Source organism: Rathayibacter sp. SD072 (assembly GCF_017355185.1).
In the GTDB taxonomy this organism is placed as follows: Bacteria; Actinomycetota; Actinomycetes; order Actinomycetales; family Microbacteriaceae; genus Rathayibacter.
Genome location: NZ_JADILJ010000017.1, coordinates 1 through 20415, shown reverse-complemented (window position 1 = coordinate 20415; position 20415 = coordinate 1). Strand labels below are relative to the sequence as shown.

Genomic DNA, 20415 nt, shown 5'->3' with positions numbered 1-20415 from the left:
TGACCCCTGTTCGGGGTGTGCCATGATGGTGGCTCCCCGGGGCCATCTCTTGGACGTTCACACCAACAGTCCCTCGCCCCGGGGACCTGACTTAGCCCGTGATGAACCAGTTCGATGAGGTCGCCGTGAGCTGGACCCGGGCGTAGCCGGTCGTCAGCGAGAGGGTCGGCTGGCCATCGATGGCTGAGCTTCCCTGGCGCTGGATGGTGACGTTCGGGGTCCCGCTGACCGCCACCTTGATGGTGATCGTGAGGCCCGCGGAGACCGGGGGCAGGGTCAGCACGATGGGAGCCGTCGTCGTGATGAGGAAGACGCTGACCGTGTTGCTGAGCGTGGTCGAGACGTTGATGACGCCGGTCGTCTGACGCCACCCGCTCAGGGTCCCCAGGGTCAGTGTCTTCGCACTGAGGGTCTGAGTGGCTCCCGTGGTCACGACGGTCGAGCCGCCTGAGGTGAGCCCTCCAGCGAAGTTGACGCGGGTCGCGACGGTCTGGTCAGCGCCGTCCGCGGTCTCCCGCTGGAGCGCTCCTCGCACGATGGCGTCGACAGTGGCCAGCTCGGTCCACCAGCCCGCAGGCGGGGTCGCGTTGGGGACGAACGTCGCGGGGTCGATGTCGGGCAGGACGCCGTACGCGACGGGGCCGGAGTCGGGGACCGAGAAGACGCGCTCGATTCCGTGCGGTACCCGCTCCTTCGCGACCCACGCCCAGACGGCGGGATCGTTCGGGGTCAGCTCCACCGAGCCGACGCCTCCCTTGATCGGGATGGCGAAGGGCTCGGGGAGCACGATGGCCGAATCGGTCATGACTCGACGGATGGGCGAGAGGAGGACAGAGCCGTCCGCGCCGGTCGAGAAGTCGCCGATCCGGAAGTCGAAGGTGACGAGGGTCATGCTCGGTGCGCTCCTGTGGCTCGTGCCGCGGCGGCGCGAAGCTCGATCAGCTCGGCCTCCTGCTCGGCGATCTTGTCGTCCCGGCGAGAGAGGTTGCCGTTCGTCTGCGTCTTGACCTCATCGAGCTTCTCGTTCACCTTGCCCAGGCCGTAGAAGGTACCGGCCGCGGTGGCGACGAGTCCCAGGACCGTGACGATCAGGCCGGTGAAGGTGGCGGTCGCGTCGGGACGGTGGATCGAGAGCACGAGCGCGCCGACCAGACCGAGCCCGGCGAGCGCGGCGAAGGTGACGAACATCACAGTCTTGTTCATAGGGAGAGCGCCTCCTCGGCGTAGATTGCGGCGATCTCGGTCGCGCTGAGCGCCCGGTCCCAGACGCGGAGCTTGGCCAGTCGGCCCTGCATGTAGTTGCCCGGTCCGGTCGTGAGTCGGACAGCGCCGACCGTGAACTCGCACGGGGTCGAGTTCAGCTCGTAGGGGAAGCTGTACGGGTTCTTCGAGTAGGTCTGGCCCTGGTTGTCCTTGAAGCTCGGGATCGCCTCGAAGGCCCCGTCGAGGTAGGAGCGCGCCTCGACACCATCGAAGGTGCCCACGTGCAGGTGCCACGATCCGATCGGCACGAGCTGGCCGCTGGCGGAGTAGTCGCGGCTGTAGGTGTAGCCCGGCGTCGGCCCACCCGTGAGGCTCACGTGGAAGCACGAGCGGTTGCCGCCGCCGTACATGCCCAGGTCGTAGAACAGGCCGTAGGACCGGCGCGGATCGTTGTTGTCCTCCTGCCAGGCCCCGGCCACGTACCCCGTGTTGGCGTCCTCGCGCCACACCCACGCGGCGATAGTCACCTGATCGCTCGTCGCGCCCAGGTTGAGGACGCCCTGGTGCTCGGCGCGGAGCCGGAGGAAGCTGTACCGGCCATCGAAGACGGCGGCTCGGCCCCACGGGCTGGCGGTGGTCGTCACGTCGCCGGAGATGCTCCCCTGCTCCAGGGGAAGCCCGCCGTTGGTCGCGCGGAACGGGCCAGTGTCGGACTCCTCGAAGTTCCACTCGGCCACGAGGGATCGGTCGAAGAGCACCTCTCCCTGGTAGATCCGTTGCTGGACCTCCTGGGAGCCGATGAAGCGCCGCCCGATGACCTGCTCACCCTTCCGGACGTTCAGGTCCTCGACGGCCGTCACGTGGGCGGTCATCGTGGCGGAGGCCAGCGCGCTCCCGGAGTCGGTCACGGTGCACCGGAGGATCACGGTCGAGGGCGCGGTCGTCTGGACCGTGACCACCCGCTGATCGGCGTTGGTGAGGATCGGCGCAGTGTCGGCCGACTCGACCGTCCAGCGGTAGGAGGAGATGGTCCCGTCCGGGTCCTCCGCGTGCGCGCCGACCAGGAACTCCTCCCCGGCCGGGACGGTGAGGTCCGAGTCCAGGGTCAGAGTCGGCGGGATGTTCACCTTCGCCTTGACGCCACGGATGACGTACATGGCGTCCTTCGAGACGCGGGAGCTGGTCCACGTGATCGTGCTCTGAGGAGTCTGCCCCGGGCTCGTGAGCGCCTTCAGTCCGATGTGCAGTCGGGACTGCGAGAGCGGCACGGTCTCGAAGCCGTCCGACCACTGACCCCAGGCGTCGACCGCGGTACCTCCACCGCCGCCCGTGAGGGCCACGGCCGCGATGGCGATGGTGTTGGTCGCGATGGTTCCCGGGCTCGCGAGAGGGCCCGCGGTCGCGGTGGTGCCGCTGGAGGTGGTGCTGATCGCGAAGCTGTCCAGGCCGGTCGTCGGCTGTCCCATTGCCGGGAGCGAGAAGCCCTCGAAGGCGAACAGGGTGACAGCCACCTGAGCCTGGGATGCGCCGAAGATGGCGGTGAAGCCGTTCTTCGCGCCGTCGCCTCGGGTGACGAAGATCGCGAGGGTGTTCGAGCTGGTCGTGCTGGTGTGCGAAACCGGCCAGGAGGTCTGCGTGGGCGCGACCGTTCCCGCGTACTGCAGCACCGCCACGAGCGTGTGCGTGTTGTCGACCGGGTTGGGCTGATCGAAGGCCACGGACACTCGGTCCGAGGCGTTGGTCGGGAGGCTCTGCGCGATGCGCTGGTAGATGGCCATGTCAGATGCTCCTCGATCGGATGTTGTACTCGGCGTCGGGGTCCTTCTGCGGGAGCGAGAGGTAGGAGCCGTAGTCGAGGTAGAAGACCTTCGTGGCGTTGCTCCGAGCCACGTTGCGGACGATGTTGTACTCGACCGCGGGGTCCTTCTCGGGGAGCGCGTCATAGGCGGCGCGGGTCAGGTAGACCTTCGTGACGGCCGCGCCGCCGCCGACGTTCTGGCGGTCGGCCACGGAGCGGATCCCGCGGTTGAGGAGTGCGGAGAACGCGCCTTGCGGGGCGGCGAGGTCGCTTTCGGTGTAGACGTATACGCCATCGGGGCCGTACGGCATGTCAGGAGTCCTCTCCTCGTGCGAGCCGGTCTCGGCAGGTGACGGCCATCCGGTCGGTGGCCAGGTCGAATCGGACGGCGGCGACGATCTTGTCGAACGTCGTCCCGCCCGGAAGTGTGATCGAGGCCTTCGCCCCTGGGGCCACCCGGATGTCGGAGACGGCGCTGAGGTCGATCTCCTGGCCCCGGGTGTTCACGTACTTCAGGAGCGTCTTCGCGGCCCCGGAGATGCTCAGCGGGGCGTTCCTGCGGTACGTCTTCAGCTTCGTCGGATTGGGGACGGCCTTCGCGTAGTCGGTCCGCGTCTGCCGGGTGCCGGATGCGTCGTCCCACTCGTAGATCACGAGCACCGCGTCCGCCCACAGCTCCATCCGGCTGACCGTCTCCTTCAGCTCGATGGTGTTGGCGGTGCTGAAGGAGAAGGTGGAGTTGCTCGGGGTCGCCTCCTCCAGGTTCCAGAGGTTGTCGAGGTCGCACCAGAGGCGAAGGCCTGCGGCCTCCACCATGGGCTGGAGGTAGTCCCATCCCGTCACGCCGGGCTTCCACTCGGAGGCCTCGGCCTCGACTATGGCGTCCGGTCCCAGCGCGAGGATGGCGTCCGGAGCGACCATGGACCGGAGCACGTGCTGGACGATGGATCGGAGGCTGACCGCTCCCGGGTAGTAGGGAGCCTCACCGCTCGCGGCGTCCTGCTCCAGGAGTCGCTCCGCGTTGGTCAGCGTCAGGGTCAGCTCGTCGGCGGCGTAGTCGGCCTCGGCCTCCTGGAGGTACAGCTCCATGGAGAGGTAGCGGTCCGGGATCGGCTGACCGTTCCAGTCCTGGATCAGCGAGTCGGAGATGCTCTCGACGTACTGTCCCGCGTAGTCCCCGGAGACCTTGCGCAGTGCCTTGTCCGCGTACCGGCCGGACAGGGCGGCGATGGGGAGCGGGCCCTGGAAGGTCGTGGTGAGGGTGATCATGACGCGGGTCAGGGTGCGCGGGTCGAGGCGCGCTCGGACGACCGGGGACGGGAGCGGGACCACGACCGTCGCGCCGACGAACGGAGAGGTCCTCTCGTCCAGCGAGATGCCGCCCGACTTGATCGGCAGGATGGCGCGGGAGACACCCCTGTCATCGAGGACGACGACGGAGGCGCTGTGCGATGAGATGTTCACGAGGTCTCCAGGAAATCCACGACGAGGAGCCACGCCTTGCGAGTCACGGGATCGAGGGTGAGCGCGATGGTCCCGGTCGCCACGTAGTTGAGGGTCATCGCCTCGTCGTCCAGCGTGATCCGGCCGGGGTAGGTGTGAATCGCGACCGCTGAGTCAGCCGCCGTCTTGGAGTCGAAGATCAGGGTGAGTCGGCCGGTGCGCGCGGCGGCGGGGCGCACGGTCACGTACGGGGTGGTGTCCCCGATCAGCTCGTGCACGATGGTGCGCGTGTTGGTGTTGAAGGTGACGGAGGACACCTCGACCAGGGCGACGACTGAGGACATCCCGCCTGAGTGAGTCAGGGTGGGCATCAGTAGTTCTCTTTCATCTTTGGATTGAGGAGGATGGTCGGTCCCGGGAGCGTCTTCCGCGGGAGCCCGGCGATGTAGTCGTCCACCTTCGAGGAGTCCGGCGTGACGATGACGGAGGGTCCCGGCACGGTGTCTGGGATCTCCTTCTGAAGCTCGGAGTTGTAGTTCTGACCACCGGTCCGACCGAGCGTTCCCCAGACCTCGGCCGTCTTCTGCTTCTGGTCGAGCGGGGCGGCGACGTAGGCCGCGATGAGCGGGGCCGCGTCGGCTCCCATCTGCACCAGGTAGTTGTAGGCGTCGTCCGAGATTTCGCCGTGGAGGGAAGACATGTTGGTGCGGTAGTTGGCCATGGCGGCGACCCGCTCTTCGAGCGCGGTCGTGTACGCGGCGAGGTCGATGGCCCCGGTCTCGGCGTCCTGGTAGGTCTCCCAGGACTCCCCGACCTCCGACAGCTCCCCCTGGATCGAGTCGGCGTAGGCGGCGGTGCGCTCTGCCTTCTCCTCCAGCTCAGCGGCTCCTGAGGCGATGTAGGCGTCCTCCGCGAGCTGAGCTTCCTGAGCGGCCGTGCGAGCCTTCTCGAGGCCGTCCACGATCTTGGCGGAGTCCTCAGCGCGGGAGATGGCCGCGCCGTAGGAGGAGTCCTTCGTGACATCGATGGCCTCGGCCTCGTCCTCCAGGCTCTTCTGGTGGGCCTTCTCCTTCTCGATCAGGTCGTCCAGGCCCTCGATGTTCCCGGCGTGGGCCTGGGCGATCTTGTCGAAGCTGGAGGCGGCGGCGTCCTGGAGGTCGTAGAGGTCGGAGAGAGTCTGCGTCCCCTCCTCCGTGGTGGTCGCCATCTCCTTCAGCTTGTCCACCAGGTAGTCGATGGAGGGACCGCCGACCGTGCCGGTCTCGATCAGCTCGGCCGTCAGCTCGGAGACCTTCTCGCGGAACTTCTCGGACTCGACGCCACCGGCCTCCAGGCCCGCGATGATGAGGCCGGTAGCGACCGCACCGGCCGCGCCCGCGGCGAGTCCCAGGGGACCGAGCGAGCCGACGATGCCACCCAGGGTTCCCTGCACCAGGTCACCGATGGACTCGAAGGATCCGTCGAAGCTCGACACGACCTCCGAGAGGTTGGCCTTCGCCTCGTCCTTGAACTCAGCCGTGGCCTCGCTCGCGGCGTCGGATCCCTTGTCCGCACCCCGCTTCAGGTTGTCGCCCAGGTCGTCCCCGGCCGACTTGCTCTCGCGCTTCACGCTGTCCGCGAGGTCCTTGAACGACCGGTCCGTCTTGTCGTTGGCCTTGATGGCGTCCCGGGAGCCGCGCTCCACCCCATCGGAGAGGCCGTCGCCGATCTTCTTGCCGGAGCGGTCTGCGTCCTTCGCGCTGTCATCGATGGCATCCGTCAGCTTGTGCACTGACTTCTCGGCATCCCGGGTGCCGTACTTCACGCCGTCAGCGAGGGACTCCCCGATGTCGTCGCCCTTGCCGTCAGTCGACCGGACAAGGTCATCCAGCGAGTCCGCGACCTTCTCGAATGCGTCGGCGGAATCCTTGGCACCGCGAAGCACCTCGCGAGTGTTCATCGCGATATCGAGATTGAGACCCTTAGCCATGAGCTACCCCTTTCGTTCGAGAGCTTCAGCGAATGTGCGGACAACGGTCTGTGCCCAGAGAGAGGCAATGCGCGGGATCATCTGATTGGCCGCGGGATAGAAGACTCGTCCCCGGCCGATGCGGCGCGGGAGCTGAGCAGTGGTGTTCCTCGTGACCGAGAATCGCTTTCCCTTGACGCTTGTCGCGTCATAGGTGGTCTGTCGATCTTCGGCTCCGAACTCGACGCCCGGATAGATCTCGGAAGGCTTGATCCCGCCGCGGAGCTTTCGGCCGACTCCCGCTGCACTGAGACGGACATTCCGGTCGGACGGGAATGCGCGAGCGGTATCGCCCAGGACTCGGTGATCGAGCCTTGTCTCCGAATGCTCCCGGACTGACTTCTGCCACTCGGTCTGAGCGAGCGGCTTCAGTCCCTGGCGCACCTGCTTCCGGATCGTCGCGTCCGCGCGGTTGAGGCCCAGGATGATGGCCTGAATCTCTCTGCTCGCGAACGCGTCGATCCGGATCATGTGGCTACGCCGTGACCTTCGTGAGGCGGACCGGCTTGCCACGGACGCCCAGCGTCACGGAGGCCTCACCGGTCGCGCCGATGGTCCCGCCCATCGCGCCGGGCACGAGGATCACGTCGGCCTTCATCCCGACACCGCCTGCGACGGGGCGGAACTCGATGGCCTTGGTCTGGCCGTCCGAGTCGAAGAGCAGGTTCGAGAGGGAGCCCGCGGTGTCCCAGTCCTGCGCGAAGGTGATCGTGCACACCCAGGTCGTCGCGCCCGCCATCGTGAACGATGCATCGGGGGTGCCGCCCTGCCACGAGACCGAGGCGGTGGTCGGGGTGAAGGCGACGGCGGAGACGGCCTTCTCGTAGTTGTCGGCGGCGATCTTCAGCGAGACATCGCGGAGGACGTAGGGGTTGGCGGCGATCTGAGCCATGAGGAGTGTCCTTACTTCTGAGAGCGAATGACGAGGGTGGAGACGGTGATGGCGTATCCCGGGAATCGGTCGTCCACGGTGGCCCTATTGATCGAGGACCAGTTGAGATTGGAGGTCGAATCGAGAGCGTCGAGGACAGCCGTGAGATGGTCGTCCAGCAGGTCCTCCGCCTTCAGGAGGTCCTCATGCGGAGCGAGAAGGAACAGCTCGAATTCACAGTCGAGACCGACTGCGGGAGACTGCGCATTGCGACTGATCCCGTTCTGAGAGACAGCTAGCGTCATCTTCTGAATGCGCCCGGGCAGCGTGAGGCCACGGTGAACCTCCACTCCCTCGGGAGCGATAGGCACGAGCTGATCGAGAATGGAGGTGCGGAGGCTCACAGGATCCAGACCTTTCCGGACTGAGGACGGATGAGTTGCTTGACCATCCAGTCGAGAGGTCGAGGAGAGAGCACGAATTCGCCCTCTCCCATGGAGCCGTTGCTGTCGACGGTCGAGGCCAGCCAGACGTTGCGCGCCTGCATGAGCTGAGCCGTGCGCCACCCCGCGGGGATGTCGTGGGCGACGTAGCCGCCGTAGGCCTCCACCGCTTCCCGGGCAACGTCGAGGAGTTCCTGAAGCTGGTCGTCCTCGTCGGGAGCGTCGAGCCAGTCGGAGCGTGCGCTCTCGATGGTGTGCCAGGTGTACGGACGCATGACGCCTCCCTTCGGGATGAGGTGGACCACGGGGCCGGAGGAGGTGAGTCACCCCGGCCCCGATGGCTTAGGAGGCGCTGGCCGCCGTGACGAGCTGGAGCGCGGTCGCGTCGTTGACGTTGGTGGCCAGGTAGCCGAAGGCCGCCTTGTCCACGCCACCGCGCGCGAGGTCGAGCGCGTCGATGCGGACCGGGACGCCGGGAAGCTCGTAGACCGTGACGGCCTGCGTCGCGCCGACGAGGACCTTGCCCGCGGGGACCGACGCGGAGGGGCGGATGGTGAAGCCACCGAGCGAGCCCTCCGTGAGGCCCAGAGCCGCGTTCAGGTAGCCCAGCACGTTGGTGCTCGGGTTCTTCACGAAGCTCTTGTAGAGGCCCGGGGCGACGAGCGCGAAGCTCGGGAGGGTCCCGGTCTGGGCGACGGCGACCGCGCCATCGATGATCGCGGAGGCCGCGGCACCGATGTTGTTCGTGCCACCCGGGAGGGTCGAGAGGGGATCCCCGGCGAGGGCGGTGGCACCGGCGAGGATGGCCGCGAGGACCTTCGCGTCGGCCCACTTCTGGTAGTCCTCCCCGATGAACTTGGCGTAGCTCTCGAAGAATCCGGGGACCGGGAAGTCCACGAACTCGCGCGCGATGTCGTGGCCCACGGCGTACCGCGAGGCGCTCCCGGTGACCGGCGCGACCGAGATGGTGTTGCTCGGGACGTTGGCCTTGTTGCCCGCCCAGTCGCCACCGGAGGGCTTGGTCACCCACTTGAAGCCGTTGAAGGTGAGCGACGTGAGGTTCTCGTGCGAGAACAGCGGGAGGACCTGCTGGGTGTAGTTGGTCGCGTTCCACACCTCACCGATCCAGGCGGGCTGGCCCATGGCCGGGGCGACGCCACCGGTCCCGTCGAACTTGATGTCGGAGAGCGCGCCGAACAGCGTCTCGCCGTTGTGGCCCTTCAGCGCCGACGCGAGGTCCTCGTCGGAGATGGTGCCGTTCTTTGAGGCGAAGAGCAGGTCCCCGACCTCGCGGAGGCTGAGGCCCTTGGGAGCGGCGGTGGAGGTGGAGCCCGCCTTCGCGGCGAGCAGGTCGGCGGGGATGGACTCGGCCACGGGGGCCTCCTCTTCTGGGGTAGCTGGCTTGATCGTGGTGGTGGTGATCGAGGTGCGGGTGACGGTCTTCACGCCGTCCTCCTCCGTCTCCTCGACGGTCTCGGTGGTCTTCGAGTCGTACTCGGAGCCATCGGGGTCCTTCGAGGTGGAGGTGTACTCGGAGGTCGTGGTGTCCTCGGCGGCGGCCAGGAGGGTCGCGCTCGGGAAGGCCGGAGTGGCGACGAGGGCGGCGGCGAACAGACGGCCGGCGACGGCCTTGCCCGCCTTGATGACGACACCCGCGACCTCGGCCGACAGGTGCTTCCGCTTGCCGCTGGCCACGTCTGCGAGGGCCTGGTCCCCGGCCGCGGTGCGTGCCACGGAGAAGGTGGCCGTGATGCCCTGAGGCGTCTCCTCGGCGCGGATGAAGCCGCCCAGCACCTGCTCCCGGGCGTGCTCTTCATTGAGGCTCATGCCGCTCAGGTCGGTCGGGATCTCGAAGACACCCGCGTCGACGGAGAACTTGCCCAGGTTCGAGCGCGCCTCCTCCGAGTACGGGACCAGGAGGCCGGAGAGAGTGCGGTCGTCGGCGGACGCGGTGAGCGTCCCGGCGTCGAGCTGGATCGTCGTCATGTGGTCAGTCCTCTACGGTTCGGCCGGTGGGAATCGGCGTGAGTGCGAGCAGCTCGGACATGTCGAAGCGGACCCGCTGACCGGCCGGAACCACGTCGTCCTGCGACAGGCGGTCCTGGATAGCGGCCATCCAGAGCGGGAGGCAGAAGGTCAGGAACTTCGAACGGTTGCCCTGCTCGGTCTGGTAGGTCAGCGAGGAGGTGGCGAGGGAAGCGTCCATCTCGCCTGCGGGGATCCCGAAGAATGAGCCGATGTCGGTACGGATGCCGTTGCGGCCCTCGACGTACAGGTCTGTCTGGAGGTCGCCGTGCGGCTTCAGCGTGACGCCGGGAGGGGTGACGACGACTGCACCGTCCGGGGAGCGGCGTTGCTTCTTGTAGCTGTCGACCACCGTCTTCGCCTCTTCGAGGGACGGCGCGTTGTCCTTGTCCTCGATGCTGATTTCCATCGCGGCGATGGGCATGCGCGCTCGGTTCACCCAGGACTGCTCGATGTCCCGCGCGCCACGGAGAGTGCGTCCGGCGCTGGACAGGAGAGAGGGGCGAAGGCTCGGGATGTAGAGGTACTCCTCCGGGCGGATCGGCTTCTCGTCCACGAGGATGTTGCCCTCGGTGATCTTCCAGCGGTCGGGAGCGCACCGCTCGGCGGTGAGGATCTGACGCTCAGTCCCGCGGGTGACAAGCCAGAGGGAAGCGCCTTCGAGAGCGAGGTCCTCGAAAGTCTTGGCCACGCGCCAGGCGGTCCCGTAGAGGCCATCCGTGCGAGTGATCCAGGAGGGCTGAGTCGGCATCTCTCCGTCCCTGTTGTGCACGCGGAGAGGGCACTGGATGAGCGCGGCGGTGATGTGGTTGAGCGCCTTGGCCACGGCGGGAATAGCCTCCGCCTCGGCACGAGTCATCGGGAACTCGACACCATCGGTGAGGATGTCGGAGAAGACAATCTCGGAGAGCTGGCCGTCGCTCCAGGGACTGGCGATAGCGCCGCTCAGGTAGTCAGGGCGAGCCGCCCGAAGTCCACTGAAAAGTCCCACGTATCTATTACCGCATGCAGGGAGTACGCATTAGGCCGCGGCCCTTCGATTCCTTGCACGAAGTGCGGTGCGAGCCTGTTTCGATGTCGGGTGGACATCTTCCTCGTGAGCCACTGCAGCATGCCAGGCAGCCTCAGAAGTAGATCTGACTTCACCCCATCCCGCACAAGCTCGGCAGACGATGACGGCGGAATGGGAAGTCGAGTCGATAGCGAAGAGAAGCATCATGCCACCGCCGTCAGAGAGGCATAGTCGGGACGGGCCGCGGGCAGGTCGTCATAGGCGCGGAGAGCGAGGATCCCGGCCTCCAGTGCGCAGATGTCGTCGCCGTCTTCCGCGCGGCCGTACATGCGATTGTCGCCCTTGCCCTTCCGCCATCCAGCGAGCCGGGCAGCCTCGGACAGCGGCGGCTGATTGAAGTGCTCGATCACGCCTTCCGAGATCTCCTTGGCGAACAGCTCGTGAGCCGCCGCGACCTGCGGATAGGTCTGCTCGGCCATCTTCGGCTTGGGCCGCTTGCGGGCCAGGCGCTCCGCCTGGACCTTCACTGCCGAGAGCTTCGGGTCGAAGACGATAGGGACCCCGGCGCGCTTGCCGATGGCGGCCACCGTGGGGACCAGCCAGTTGACCCCAGGCCGGTGGTCGAGCACGAGGATGCGGGCTCGGTCACCCTCTCGCCAGGCGGCGACGATGGCGGCGTGCGAGCTGTTGGGCGTGATCCCGAAGGCGAGGGCGAACCGGGCGGGCGGCGTCGGCAGGTCGGGGTCCGTGTTCTCCATCTTCGCCCAGGCGTCGGCGGGGATCGCGCCCGCGGTCGCGCCCAGGTTCGGGAAGACGGAGAGGTACTCCCGGAGGACCTGTGCCAGCTTCAGCTTCCTGAAGTTGACCTGCATTTTCTCGATGGTCGTCAGGGTCCCGACACCCGGGTGCGAGGCGCGGAAGTAGGGCTCGGCCAGCTCCCATGACGGCTCACCCTCGGGACCGATCAGGTCTTGCTCGATGAGGTCCTGAGGGGCCATGTAGGCGATGGCTCCGGAGTCCGGCTCGTCCTCGCTCATGCCGTCCTCCAGCGCCTGCCAGAGGAGGTTGCCGGTGCGGTACTCAGCGGCGGTCCCGGTGATCACGACCAGCGCGTCCGGCACGGTGTCCGTCGTCGGGAGGAAGCCCTCGGTCAGGTCGTCGGTAGTCTCGGGATCCGCCTCTCCCGACTCGTCCACGATGATCATCGAGAAGGCGTCACCGCGGAACTTCTCGCCATCGGGAGGCAGGCAGACGAAGCGGGAGCCGTTGGGGAACTCGATGCGCTCCTCACCCTTGGAGAGGGCGATCTTGAACGGCCGCGTGCTCGGATCGGGGTAGAGCCGCTGGAGTGGCTTCACGATGTCGTCCATGAAGCGCGTGCGCGTCTTGATTCCCGTGGTCGCACAGGTGAAGCCGACCAGGTAGTCATCCCGTGAGAGGCACCGTCCCAGGGCGAAGGCGAAGATCGTGGTCGTCTTGCTGGAGCGTCGAGGGAGCAGGACTCCATAGAAGGTGCGACCGCCATTCAGGCAGTCGGCGACGTAGAGCTGTTGCGGGTGGAGAGGCTTGCGCTCGGAGTCCAGGCCCATGATCTGAGCGCCTCGGAGGAATTCGGTTCGAAGGTCGGGATCATCGGACAGCTCTGTCGCGAATGTGGGCTCGATCCCCTCGGATCGGACGGAATCCCACCGGTCCAGCAGTGTCGTGTCTACGTCGGTCATGGCGTCCTGTCGGGGTGGGGCTGGCTCGGGGGGGACTTCTGCCGAGGCCAAGGCTGGAGTAGAGACGACGACTCTCAAAGAAGCGAGAGTCGATGCTTGTCGAATGTCAAGTCAGAGGGTGACGGCGGGCCCGATTGGCTTGTCGCTTGTCATATCCAGTTGAGTGGAGGCAAGCGTTTGGCTTGACGGGTGTCGCGCTGCTTGAGCGCATGCTGTGACTTGGCACCGGCTGATCGGTTGCACGAGGCGTGCTCGGGTGCGAGGCCAGTGAGGTCCCGCTTCCCCTGCTGTGCCTTGATCCCACCCGGTCCGTGGCCTGCATCCCAGGCCATGTCCTTCGTGATCATGCGGCCGCACCGACGGCAGGGCATCGGAAGCAACGGAGCCAGTAGCTTCCGGATGTCCCGGTTGACGTTGTGCCACCCTGCCGCCCGATGCGCGCTACTCACGGGTGGGCTCGTGCGATCCCAGGCGCACACCGGGCGGAGTGAGGAGTGAGCCACGCGTTCGGTCGTTGCGCAGGCGGACCACCTCTCGCCAGAGGTTCGCCAGGTCTTCGGGCATCAGGTCGGTCCGACTGTCGATGATCAGGTCGAAGGACCGCGGAGTCGTGTCGTGCCAGGTAGGAGCAGAGGGGCGGATCGTCCCGGGCTCACACGTGGAGCACGGCGTTCCCTCTGGCTCCCAGTTGAGGAAGGACACCGGGTAGTCGACAGCCCGGGGGTGGTAGTGGCGTCGGTGCACGAGGGTCGGCTCGCTCATGCGTAGACCCCGCTCTTGATCTTGTGGTCGACCAGCAGGCTCAGGGAGTCGAGGGCATCGTCACGGAAGGACTGCGCCACCTGGTAGACCTCGGACCCATGACGGTCCGCATCCCGCTCGGTCTCCATCTCGTCATGGAAGTAGGCGATCAGCTCAGCGGTGATCATGATGTCGGGATCTACCGCGGGAGTCTTCACACGGGATCGGAACGGGTTACGCATGGTCACTCCCCAGCTTGTGAACCACTCTTGGCAGAGTGCCCCTGGCTGAGTGCCAGCAGACCTGATGGTCTTTGTCCGTACGCTCTCCATGGTATACGAATAGGGCCCCGACGCCTAACGGCAATCGAGGCCCTATCAATTCGAGAATGGAGATTAGGCGAGCAGTCGAGCCAGCTCCTCATCTGCCTCGATCAGATCCATTGCTCCCATCACGATGGCAGGAGTGGGAGCCTCGGGGTACTGAGCCAGCTCCTCCTCCCGCTTCTCCACTCGTGCGAGGTGTGCGTCGGTCTTGGCTCGGACCTCGGCATCGAGGTTCTTTCGGATGGTCGCGAGGCGCTTGATCTTCTGATCAGCCTCAGCATGCGTGAGCCCCTCGGTCCCGACCTCCGTCTTGGTGATCAGGATCAGTCGGTTGAGATAGGCGAGCTGGTCTTCCGATGCGGGGGTCTGATTCCCTCGTCCCGCCTTCATCGCTTTGAGCTTCCCGATCAGCTCATTGGCCTTCCCGAAGGTCAGCCCTGCCAGCTCTGAGCGGTTCTGTGCGGCCTCCTGAGGAGTGAGATGACCCGACTCCACTGCCAGCTTCTCGATCAGATTCCACTGGCCCTGAGAGGACGGACGATTCAGATCGAGATTTGAGTTCTTCAGCATGATGATGCTCCTAGATAGGGCACCGATCCCACGCGCTCATTCAGGTGAGCGGGCGTCCCTCTGCTCCCCAGCAGACGACCCAGGCAGGTCTTGATCAGGCATCCGCACGAAGTGCGGTGTAGTCCCGGACGAAAGTCGAAGACTGTAGTGGGTAGTCGGTCCCAGCCCGGCGCGAAGCGCTGGTGCTAACAATGATCCCGCCGTGCGGAATCCTTGTGGACCGACTACCCACTCAGATTCAGGAATCTTCACGGGACTGGTACCACCATAGCGGCGTCAAGAGGGAAGTCAAGAGATTGGCCCGATTCTCTAGGCTTTCAATCAGAATGGCTTGACGCTTGTCATGGCATTAGTGAGTATCGCAATGCTCACAATAGAGAAGGCCCCCGATCAGGTGCCTGAATTCCTGATCCGGGGCCGTGCCCTCTACCGGTGCGAGCCGGGAGTGCAGTGCTGGGAAGCGTGTCTAGTGTAGCACCGCTAACGTGCAGCAGGTAGCGGCGCTACCAACCGCGTCTTCGGCATGATCCGCTTGGGCGGAGCGAGGATGTCGAGGCAGAAGTCGAAGTCCTCCTCGCACGCGGCTCGGAAGGCGGCGGCGATGGCTCGGTGGGCTGGGGTGATCTGTGCGTTCCTAATCATGCTGAGCGATACGCCCGCGGAGCGCGGCCTGTGCCTCGACGGTCACGACGGGGGTCCCGGCCTCGGTGTCGGTGAAGAGGGTGTGACGCCACAGGACCAGCACGGAGGCGGGATCGAAGCCTCTCCGACCCTGAGGGACCGGGAGCAGTCGAACCATGACGAGAGCGGCGACCACGGCCCGCTGGATCGCGAGGGGAGCCGAGAGGAAGGCCGCGGCCGGATCGGCGGATCCCATGACGCCGACGAGGGATGCGTCCGCCATGAGGGAGGAGCGTCGGCGCTCGGCGTCCTGGAGCTGTGCACTCACCTTCGCGGTGGCGGTGGCGAAGCGTCGGCCGTCGATGACCCCGGAGTCGTAGTCGTCCTCGATGGAGGCCAGCCGGGCGCGGAGGGCGGTCACCTCGACATCGGCGGCTCGCGCCGCGTCGTCGTCCGTCGAGGCGAAGAGGGCGCGAGCGTCCGGCTCCCGGAGGCGGGCGGCGATGGTGTCGAGCACGAGGGCATCGATGGGGACCATGGAGCGCGTGAGGTGGCCTCCGAGCCTGCACCAGTAGCGGGGCCCGTTGGTCTGGAGGGGACGGCCGCACTCCCCGCACTCGAAGAGGCCTGAGCCGAGATGCTTGCGCGCGGTGCCCTCTCGATTCAACTTCCGACGAGGGTCCTCCAGGCGGCGCTGTACGGCCTCCCATGCGCTCTCGGTGACCAGTGGAGTCCATGCCCCGCGCTGGCCGGTGCGCTCTCCTCGGTAGACCACGAGTCCGGCGTACGCCGGGTTGGTCAAGATCGTCCGGACTGAGGAGGAGTGCCAGGCGGAGCCGCGGCGCGGGGCGATGCCCTCGGCCTGGAGGCGGTCCCGGATCCCGGTCAGGCTGTCCCCGGCTCCGAAGCTCTCGAAGATCGAGCGGACGACGGCGGCCTCATCCTCGACCACCTCACCCTTCGTGGTGTAGCCGGTCAGCCGGACGCCTCGGGGGAGCTTGCCCATCTCGGAGCGCTGGCGGGATGCGCGGGTCTGGCGGGCGCTGGTGCGCTCAATCTCCTGGCGAGCCACTGCCGCCTTCATCCGAGCGAACATCCGGCCGCTGTCGGTGCTGAGGTCGGCCTCGCCGTTGGCGGTCACGATGAGGAGTCCCCGATCCTCTGCGGCCTCGATCCAGTCTTCGAGCTGGCGCGGCTGGCGGGTGAGCCTGTCGAGGTCCCAGCAAACGATGGCGTCGAACCGAGCCGCGGCGAAGTCCTCCGTCATCCGGTCGTACGCCGGTCGCTTGACGTTGCGCTTGAACGCTGACTTCGAGTTGTCGATGTAGACCTCTGAGACCTGCCACCCGCGCTGTGCGGCGATGGCTAGGCAGTCCTCCCGGTGGCGCTCGATCCCGAGTCCTTCCCCCGTAGCGTCGAGGGAGATGCGGAGGTAGATGGCGGCGCGCACTGACATGCGTCAAGCATTGCATGGCACTGCAGCATTGTGGAGTTCCGCTTCAACGTGTAGAACGACTTCGGCTCGCAGGATCCCCGGATGCCGGTGAGCCTGACCTTTTTCACGAGCCGAGGTCGGCTCATACGGTTCGAGGTGAACCGTCGGACTCGAGCGGGAGCGGCGGCGCAGGGCGACGACTGTTCGCGCCCGGATACTGCCGGTGCTCCCTCACTTCGGCATCATCGGGACATGATGACGAGACGCCGTCTCACTGACGAGCAGGAGCGCGCTCGTGCAGCCTTCGCCGATTCGCAAGGGATCGGCGAGCAGGAGGCGGCAGTGCGGGTGAGCGTCGGAGCGGCCGACCGGCTGGTGCAGCGCACGGAGATCGCCGAGCTATCAGCCCGTGGGCGAAAGCAGTATTCGGCGCTCCTCGACCGGCTCGCGCAGTAGCGCGCTGCCTCGGGCTCGAAGGCCCGGCGGTGACGCGGGAAGACCTGGGTGTTTCACTCGTGCGGGACCTCGGGCTGCTCGACTCGGCAGCGCATCGACCTCAGTCCTCCCTCCACAACCGCGAGGCCTACCGGTCATCCACATGACGGCGGGGGAGCGGCTTCCTGCTGGGTCGATGAGCGCGGCCGAAGATCGCCTCAGTTCAGGACATCGCCGAGGATCCAGCTCGAGAAGCCCACCAGCAGCGAGGTGCCGACGACGATCCACGCGACCAGCCTCCGGGTCCCGCGTGCGGCCTCCTCCGAGGTCAGCGCGGTCGGGCGCAGCGGCTTCACGTACGCGGCGGGCAGGTCGTAGGCGGAGGTGCGCGGCAGCAGCGGTGGAAGGGTCACGGGAGGCCCGTCGACCCAGCGCTCCGGCAGCTCGGAGGCCCGAGCCGCCTGGAGGGTCAGCTCTGCCTGCAGCGGGGAGCTGCGCAGCGCGGCGTACGCGGCCGTGGTCAGGCCCAGACTCGTCAGGTGCCGCACGGTCGGTGCGAAGTGCTGCGAGACGGCGGGGGAGAGCTCGCCGACGCGGGCTCCGTCGAGCCGTAGCTCGATGCGGTCGTCGAGAGGATGCAGCGTCACGACGACGAGACCGCGGCCACCGCCGGGCAGGACGTCGACGAGCCGGGCGAAGTGCTCGTCCTCGCGGAGCACCTGCAGGCCGCGGCCCCAGGGGATGAGCGAGTACGGGCCGGTCGGCAGGGCGTTGACGGGGGTCAGCAGCTCCGGATCGACCAGCGTGAGGCGGACGGAGGCGCGCAGTCCGCGAGTCGTCCGCGTCGCGCGGAGGTGCGCGCCGGTCGTCGGCACGACGCCGCTCGCCGTGATCCGGGCCAGAGCGGGCTGGTACGCCGCGGAGTCGGGGAGGTAGCCGATCACACGGCCCTGCGCGCGGACGGAGACGGCGGTGGGGTCTCCGGGGCGGTCCGGCTCCGGCACCAGCTGCACGTCGATCCGCTGCTCGTGCCGCTCGTCCTTCTTCAGGGCGCGTCCGAGCACCGCGGCGATCTCCTCCAGGCGGTCCGACTCGCCGACGACGTCGACAGTGGGAGTGCCGTCGGCGTTCGGGAGCCGGTAGTGGGGCGCCACTCCGTCGACGCTCCGGGCGGGGGAGCGGTCGCTCGCCGACTTCCGGTCCCCGGTCCAGCGCTCGCCGTCCCACCAGCGCACCGCGCCGACACCGTCGGGATACCAGCCGGCCGCAGCCGTCGAGTCCTGCTGCACCGGAGCCCCCCTCGTCTCAGCCCGACGAGTCTACCGGCGGGGTGAGGAGGGCCCGGGCATGGAGAGGCCCGCCGGCACGGGTCTGTGGAGCGAGGCCCGGGGAAGTAAGGCTCAGCGGCAAGAATGCGGAGTTCGCCCGTGGGTCGCGGCTCGCAGCCTCAGCTGTGCAGGTGCACCGCCGCGCTCAGAGCGCCGGGTCCTCCGCGGACTCGTCCTCGAGGACGATCGCGGCGAGAGCCACGGGGGTGCTGCCGGTGTGCACGGACTCCTCGAGGACGTCCTCGATCAGCTCCGCGACGTGACGGGCGTGGCCGGCGTTGATCGGGGCGGGATCCTCGAGGACGTCGACGAGGCTCCGCAGCACGGTACGTGTCTCAGGTCGCGGCATGGCGCCCAGGGTAGGGGCGGGGGAGCCGACGCGGAAGTAGCGATCCGCGCCAGAGTGCCCGGATAGGCTCCGGCCATGAGCAGATTCGACGACGCTGTCGTCCTCGTCCTCGGCGCCTCCGGAGGGCTCGGCCGGCTGATCGCCGACGAGCTCGAGAGCCGGGGAGCCCGCACCGTCCGGTCCGGCCGTGACGCCGCCGCACTGGGCGGGCGACCGCTGGTCGCCGACCTCCGCGGGGAGGACGCGCCCGCTCGGCTGATCGCCGAGGCGATCGAGCGCCACGGGCGACTCGACGGCGTCGTGATCGCGGCGGGCGTCGTCGCCTTCGGGCCGTCGGCCGAGCTGGACGAGACCGTGCTGGAGGAGCTCGTCGAGGTGAACGCACTGGCGCCGATCCGCGTGCTGACCGCCGCCTTCGGCCCTCTGGCGGCCTCCGCCTCCGAGGGGCGCGAGCCGTTCGCCGTCACGATCAGCGGAGTCGTCGCAGAGGCGCCGACGGCCGGTCTCGCCGCGTACTCGGCCTCCAAGGCCGCCCTGCACTCCTTCGTGAAGGCCTCCGCGCGCGAGTACAAGAAGGCGGGAGTCCTGCTGCTCGATGCGCGTCCCGGCCACACCGAGACGGAGCTGTCGCAGCATCCGCTGGCGGGCGAGGCGCCCCGCTTCGGCGCGGGACTCGCTCCGCACGCCGTCGCGGAGCGGATCGTGGACGCGCTCGACGCCGGAGAGACGGACCTGCCGCCCGCCGCGTTCGGCGCCTGACGCTCAGGCCGTCGCGAACCGCTTCGCCGAGCGCTCGCGCGCCTTCGCCGCCTCGACCTCGCGGTCCTTCGGCGGAGCGGTCGACACGAGGTCCTCGAGGAGGTGCCCCGTGATGTGGGCGATCTCGGCGACGGCGTGGTCGAACGCCTCCTGATTGGCCTTCGAGGGCTTCGTGGTCCCGCTGATCTTGCGGACGTACTGGAGCGCGGCGGCCTGGACCTCGTCGTCGGTGGCGGCGGGCTCGAAGTTGTGGAGCGTGTGGATGTTCCGGCACATGCGACGAGGGTACGTCCGGCACGGGCCCCGCGCCAGGACACCGGCTGTTCACTCCCGCGTCGCCCGAGCCGTCTACCGTCGGCGCGTGACCGCCGCCTCCGAGACCGCTCGCGTCGACCCCGAGCTCCTCCGCACCCTGACCCCCGACGACGCCCGCGATCTCGTGGTGCTCGACGAGGACGACGACGACCCGGTGCTCCTGCACCGCGACGGCACGCGCATCGACACCTGGCGCGAGGGCTACCCCTACGACGAGCGGATGTCGCGCGAGGAGTACGAGGCGGGCAAGCGCCTCCTGCAGATCGAGCTGCTGAAGCTGCAGAACTGGATCAAGAAGCACGGGCGCCGCCTGGTCGTCGTCTTCGAGGGACGCGACGCCGCAGGCAAGGGCGGCACGATCAAGCGCTTCACGGAGCACCTGAACCCCCGGGGCGCGCGCGTGGTCGCGCTGGAGAAGCCCACCGAGCGCGAGGCGTCGCAGTGGTACTTCCAGCGCTACGTCTCGCACCTGCCGGCCGCGGGCGAGATCGTGCTGTTCGACCGGTCCTGGTACAACCGCGCGGGAGTCGAGCGCGTGATGGGGTTCTGCACCCCGGGCCAGTACGACGAGTTCATCCGCCAGACGCCGCTCTTCGAGAGCATGCTCACCGGCGACGGCATCGACCTGGTCAAGCTCTGGTTCTCGGTGTCGGCGGAGGAGCAGCGCACGCGCTTCACGATCCGCATGATCGATCCGGTGCGCCAGTGGAAGCTCTCGCCGATGGACCTCGCCTCGCTCGACAAGTGGGACGACTACACCGCGGCGAAGGAGGCGATGCTCGCCGCGACCGACACCGACGACGCTCCCTGGACGGTCGTGAAGAGCAACGACAAGAAGCGCGCCCGTCTCGAGGCGATGCGCCACGTGCTGAGCCTGTACGAGTACGACGGCCGCGACGACGAGGTCGTCGGCGCTCACGGTCCGGACCCGCTGATCGTGGGCCCGGCGGGCGAGGTCTACGAGCGGGGCGAGCACATCACCGCCCCGAGACGGTTCTGAGGGGGACGGGCG

The 20415-nt window shown here is 67.6% G+C and carries 23 protein-coding genes; 3 read left to right on the top strand and 20 right to left on the bottom strand.

What is annotated here, in order from left to right; translation table 11 throughout:
- Positions 1 to 91 precede the first annotated feature (91 nt).
- The 17 genes from IOC53_RS08790 to IOC53_RS08710 all read right to left on the bottom strand — a co-directional run bounded on the left by IOC53_RS08790 (position 92) and on the right by IOC53_RS08710 (position 16238).
- The gene (locus IOC53_RS08790) at positions 92 to 892 is read right to left on the bottom strand and encodes a hypothetical protein (RefSeq protein ID WP_207404820.1); all 801 of its coding nucleotides are present in this window, start codon (positions 890 to 892) and stop codon (positions 92 to 94) included.
- Positions 889 to 1203, bottom strand: coding sequence for a hypothetical protein (locus tag IOC53_RS08785; RefSeq protein WP_207404818.1), 315 nt, complete (start codon positions 1201 to 1203; stop codon positions 889 to 891). The genes IOC53_RS08790 and IOC53_RS08785 overlap by 4 nt, the downstream gene beginning before the upstream one ends.
- Entirely contained in the window at positions 1200 to 2981 is a 1782-nt protein-coding gene (locus IOC53_RS08780) for a LamG domain-containing protein (protein WP_207404816.1), read from the bottom strand. The genes IOC53_RS08785 and IOC53_RS08780 overlap by 4 nt, the downstream gene beginning before the upstream one ends.
- A 1-nt stretch (position 2982) precedes the next feature.
- Positions 2983 to 3312 (bottom strand): hypothetical protein, encoded by a 330-nt coding sequence (locus tag IOC53_RS08775; protein WP_207404814.1) that lies wholly within the window; start codon positions 3310 to 3312, stop codon positions 2983 to 2985.
- 1 nt (position 3313) lies between these two features.
- Positions 3314 to 4465 (bottom strand): hypothetical protein, encoded by a 1152-nt coding sequence (locus IOC53_RS08770; RefSeq protein WP_207404812.1) that lies wholly within the window; start codon positions 4463 to 4465, stop codon positions 3314 to 3316.
- Positions 4462 to 4788: a hypothetical protein gene (locus tag IOC53_RS08765; RefSeq protein WP_207404810.1), complete on the bottom strand. Its 327-nt coding sequence runs from the start codon at positions 4786 to 4788 to the stop codon at positions 4462 to 4464. Before IOC53_RS08765 ends, IOC53_RS08770 begins: the two co-directional genes overlap by 4 nt.
- A gap of 26 nt (positions 4789 to 4814) precedes the next feature.
- Positions 4815 to 6413, bottom strand: a complete 1599-nt coding sequence (locus IOC53_RS08760) for a hypothetical protein (RefSeq protein ID WP_207404808.1) — start codon at positions 6411 to 6413, stop codon at positions 4815 to 4817.
- Positions 6414 to 6416: 3 nt separating this feature from the next.
- Positions 6417 to 6923: a hypothetical protein gene (locus IOC53_RS08755; RefSeq protein ID WP_207404806.1), complete on the bottom strand. Its 507-nt coding sequence runs from the start codon at positions 6921 to 6923 to the stop codon at positions 6417 to 6419.
- Positions 6924 to 6927: 4 nt separating this feature from the next.
- Positions 6928 to 7344, bottom strand: coding sequence for a hypothetical protein (locus tag IOC53_RS08750; protein ID WP_207404804.1), 417 nt, complete (start codon positions 7342 to 7344; stop codon positions 6928 to 6930).
- A gap of 11 nt (positions 7345 to 7355) precedes the next feature.
- On the bottom strand, positions 7356 to 7727 hold the full coding sequence (locus IOC53_RS08745) for a hypothetical protein (protein ID WP_207404802.1): 372 nt from the start codon (positions 7725 to 7727) through the stop codon (positions 7356 to 7358).
- Positions 7724 to 8041, bottom strand: a complete 318-nt coding sequence (locus tag IOC53_RS08740; protein WP_207404800.1) for a phage gp6-like head-tail connector protein — start codon at positions 8039 to 8041, stop codon at positions 7724 to 7726. Before IOC53_RS08740 ends, IOC53_RS08745 begins: the two co-directional genes overlap by 4 nt.
- Before the next feature lie 67 nt (positions 8042 to 8108).
- The gene (locus IOC53_RS08735) at positions 8109 to 9752 is read right to left on the bottom strand and encodes a hypothetical protein (RefSeq protein ID WP_207404798.1); all 1644 of its coding nucleotides are present in this window, start codon (positions 9750 to 9752) and stop codon (positions 8109 to 8111) included.
- Positions 9753 to 9756: 4 nt separating this feature from the next.
- The gene (locus tag IOC53_RS08730) at positions 9757 to 10782 is read right to left on the bottom strand and encodes a phage portal protein (RefSeq protein WP_207404796.1); all 1026 of its coding nucleotides are present in this window, start codon (positions 10780 to 10782) and stop codon (positions 9757 to 9759) included.
- Positions 10783 to 11006: 224 nt separating this feature from the next.
- Positions 11007 to 12575, bottom strand: coding sequence for a hypothetical protein (locus tag IOC53_RS08725; RefSeq protein ID WP_207404794.1), 1569 nt, complete (start codon positions 12573 to 12575; stop codon positions 11007 to 11009).
- Between the two features lie 707 nt (positions 12576 to 13282).
- Entirely contained in the window at positions 13283 to 13453 is a 171-nt protein-coding gene (locus IOC53_RS08720) for a hypothetical protein (RefSeq protein ID WP_207404792.1), read from the bottom strand.
- A gap of 207 nt (positions 13454 to 13660) precedes the next feature.
- Positions 13661 to 14161: a hypothetical protein gene (locus tag IOC53_RS08715; protein ID WP_207404790.1), complete on the bottom strand. Its 501-nt coding sequence runs from the start codon at positions 14159 to 14161 to the stop codon at positions 13661 to 13663.
- 634 nt (positions 14162 to 14795) lie between these two features.
- Entirely contained in the window at positions 14796 to 16238 is a 1443-nt protein-coding gene (locus IOC53_RS08710) for a recombinase family protein (protein ID WP_207404788.1), read from the bottom strand.
- Positions 16239 to 16469: 231 nt separating this feature from the next.
- Between IOC53_RS08710 and IOC53_RS08705 the strand changes: the two genes are divergently transcribed.
- On the top strand, positions 16470 to 16673 hold the full coding sequence (locus tag IOC53_RS08705; RefSeq protein ID WP_207404786.1) for a CopG family transcriptional regulator: 204 nt from the start codon (positions 16470 to 16472) through the stop codon (positions 16671 to 16673).
- 197 nt (positions 16674 to 16870) lie between these two features.
- On the opposite strand, the gene IOC53_RS08700 is transcribed toward IOC53_RS08705, so the two are convergent.
- Together IOC53_RS08700 and IOC53_RS08695 are read right to left on the bottom strand one after the other, a co-directional pair.
- The gene (locus IOC53_RS08700) at positions 16871 to 17941 is read right to left on the bottom strand and encodes a DUF2510 domain-containing protein (protein ID WP_207404784.1); all 1071 of its coding nucleotides are present in this window, start codon (positions 17939 to 17941) and stop codon (positions 16871 to 16873) included.
- A 184-nt stretch (positions 17942 to 18125) separates the two neighbouring features.
- Entirely contained in the window at positions 18126 to 18329 is a 204-nt protein-coding gene (locus IOC53_RS08695; protein ID WP_207404782.1) for a hypothetical protein, read from the bottom strand.
- 75 nt (positions 18330 to 18404) lie between these two features.
- Here IOC53_RS08695 and IOC53_RS08690 point away from each other — a divergent pair, with 75 nt between their 5' ends.
- Positions 18405 to 19088 carry an SDR family oxidoreductase gene (locus tag IOC53_RS08690; protein WP_207404780.1) on the top strand — a complete coding sequence of 228 codons (684 nt, stop codon included), beginning with the start codon at positions 18405 to 18407 and terminating at the stop codon, positions 19086 to 19088.
- Positions 19089 to 19091: 3 nt separating this feature from the next.
- Here IOC53_RS08690 and IOC53_RS08685 read toward each other — a convergent pair whose 3' ends face one another.
- On the bottom strand, positions 19092 to 19364 hold the full coding sequence (locus IOC53_RS08685) for a DUF2277 domain-containing protein (RefSeq protein WP_207404778.1): 273 nt from the start codon (positions 19362 to 19364) through the stop codon (positions 19092 to 19094).
- 85 nt (positions 19365 to 19449) lie between these two features.
- Here IOC53_RS08685 and ppk2 point away from each other — a divergent pair, with 85 nt between their 5' ends.
- A complete protein-coding gene (gene ppk2 / locus IOC53_RS08680) occupies positions 19450 to 20403 on the top strand; it encodes a polyphosphate kinase 2 (protein ID WP_374070531.1) in 954 nt (317 codons plus the stop codon).
- Positions 20404 to 20415 lie beyond the last annotated feature (12 nt).

Excerpts from the sequence above, each read along its gene's own strand:
- IOC53_RS08765 (WP_207404810.1), bottom strand. The coding sequence starts at position 4,788 with ATGTCCTCAGTCGTCGCCCTGGTCGAGGTGTCCTCCGTCACCTTCAAC.
- IOC53_RS08780 (WP_207404816.1), bottom strand. The coding sequence starts at position 2,981 with ATGGCCATCTACCAGCGCATCGCGCAGAGCCTCCCGACCAACGCCTCG.
- IOC53_RS08740 (WP_207404800.1), bottom strand. The coding sequence starts at position 8,041 with ATGCGTCCGTACACCTGGCACACCATCGAGAGCGCACGCTCCGACTGG.
- IOC53_RS08715 (WP_207404790.1), bottom strand. The coding sequence starts at position 14,161 with ATGCTGAAGAACTCAAATCTCGATCTGAATCGTCCGTCCTCTCAGGGC.
- IOC53_RS08775 (WP_207404814.1), bottom strand. The coding sequence starts at position 3,312 with ATGCCGTACGGCCCCGATGGCGTATACGTCTACACCGAAAGCGACCTC.
- IOC53_RS08705 (WP_207404786.1), top strand. The coding sequence starts at position 16,470 with ATGATGACGAGACGCCGTCTCACTGACGAGCAGGAGCGCGCTCGTGCA.
- IOC53_RS08720 (WP_207404792.1), bottom strand. The coding sequence starts at position 13,453 with ATGATCACCGCTGAGCTGATCGCCTACTTCCATGACGAGATGGAGACC.
- IOC53_RS08695 (WP_207404782.1), bottom strand. The coding sequence starts at position 18,329 with ATGCCGCGACCTGAGACACGTACCGTGCTGCGGAGCCTCGTCGACGTC.
- IOC53_RS08790 (WP_207404820.1), bottom strand. The coding sequence starts at position 892 with ATGACCCTCGTCACCTTCGACTTCCGGATCGGCGACTTCTCGACCGGC.
- IOC53_RS08710 (WP_207404788.1), bottom strand. The coding sequence starts at position 16,238 with ATGTCAGTGCGCGCCGCCATCTACCTCCGCATCTCCCTCGACGCTACG.
- IOC53_RS08690 (WP_207404780.1), top strand. The coding sequence starts at position 18,405 with ATGAGCAGATTCGACGACGCTGTCGTCCTCGTCCTCGGCGCCTCCGGA.
- IOC53_RS08760 (WP_207404808.1), bottom strand. The coding sequence starts at position 6,413 with ATGGCTAAGGGTCTCAATCTCGATATCGCGATGAACACTCGCGAGGTG.
- IOC53_RS08785 (WP_207404818.1), bottom strand. The coding sequence starts at position 1,203 with ATGAACAAGACTGTGATGTTCGTCACCTTCGCCGCGCTCGCCGGGCTC.
- IOC53_RS08750 (WP_207404804.1), bottom strand. The coding sequence starts at position 7,344 with ATGGCTCAGATCGCCGCCAACCCCTACGTCCTCCGCGATGTCTCGCTG.
- IOC53_RS08685 (WP_207404778.1), bottom strand. The coding sequence starts at position 19,364 with ATGTGCCGGAACATCCACACGCTCCACAACTTCGAGCCCGCCGCCACC.
- IOC53_RS08755 (WP_207404806.1), bottom strand. The coding sequence starts at position 6,923 with ATGATCCGGATCGACGCGTTCGCGAGCAGAGAGATTCAGGCCATCATC.
- IOC53_RS08735 (WP_207404798.1), bottom strand. The coding sequence starts at position 9,752 with ATGACGACGATCCAGCTCGACGCCGGGACGCTCACCGCGTCCGCCGAC.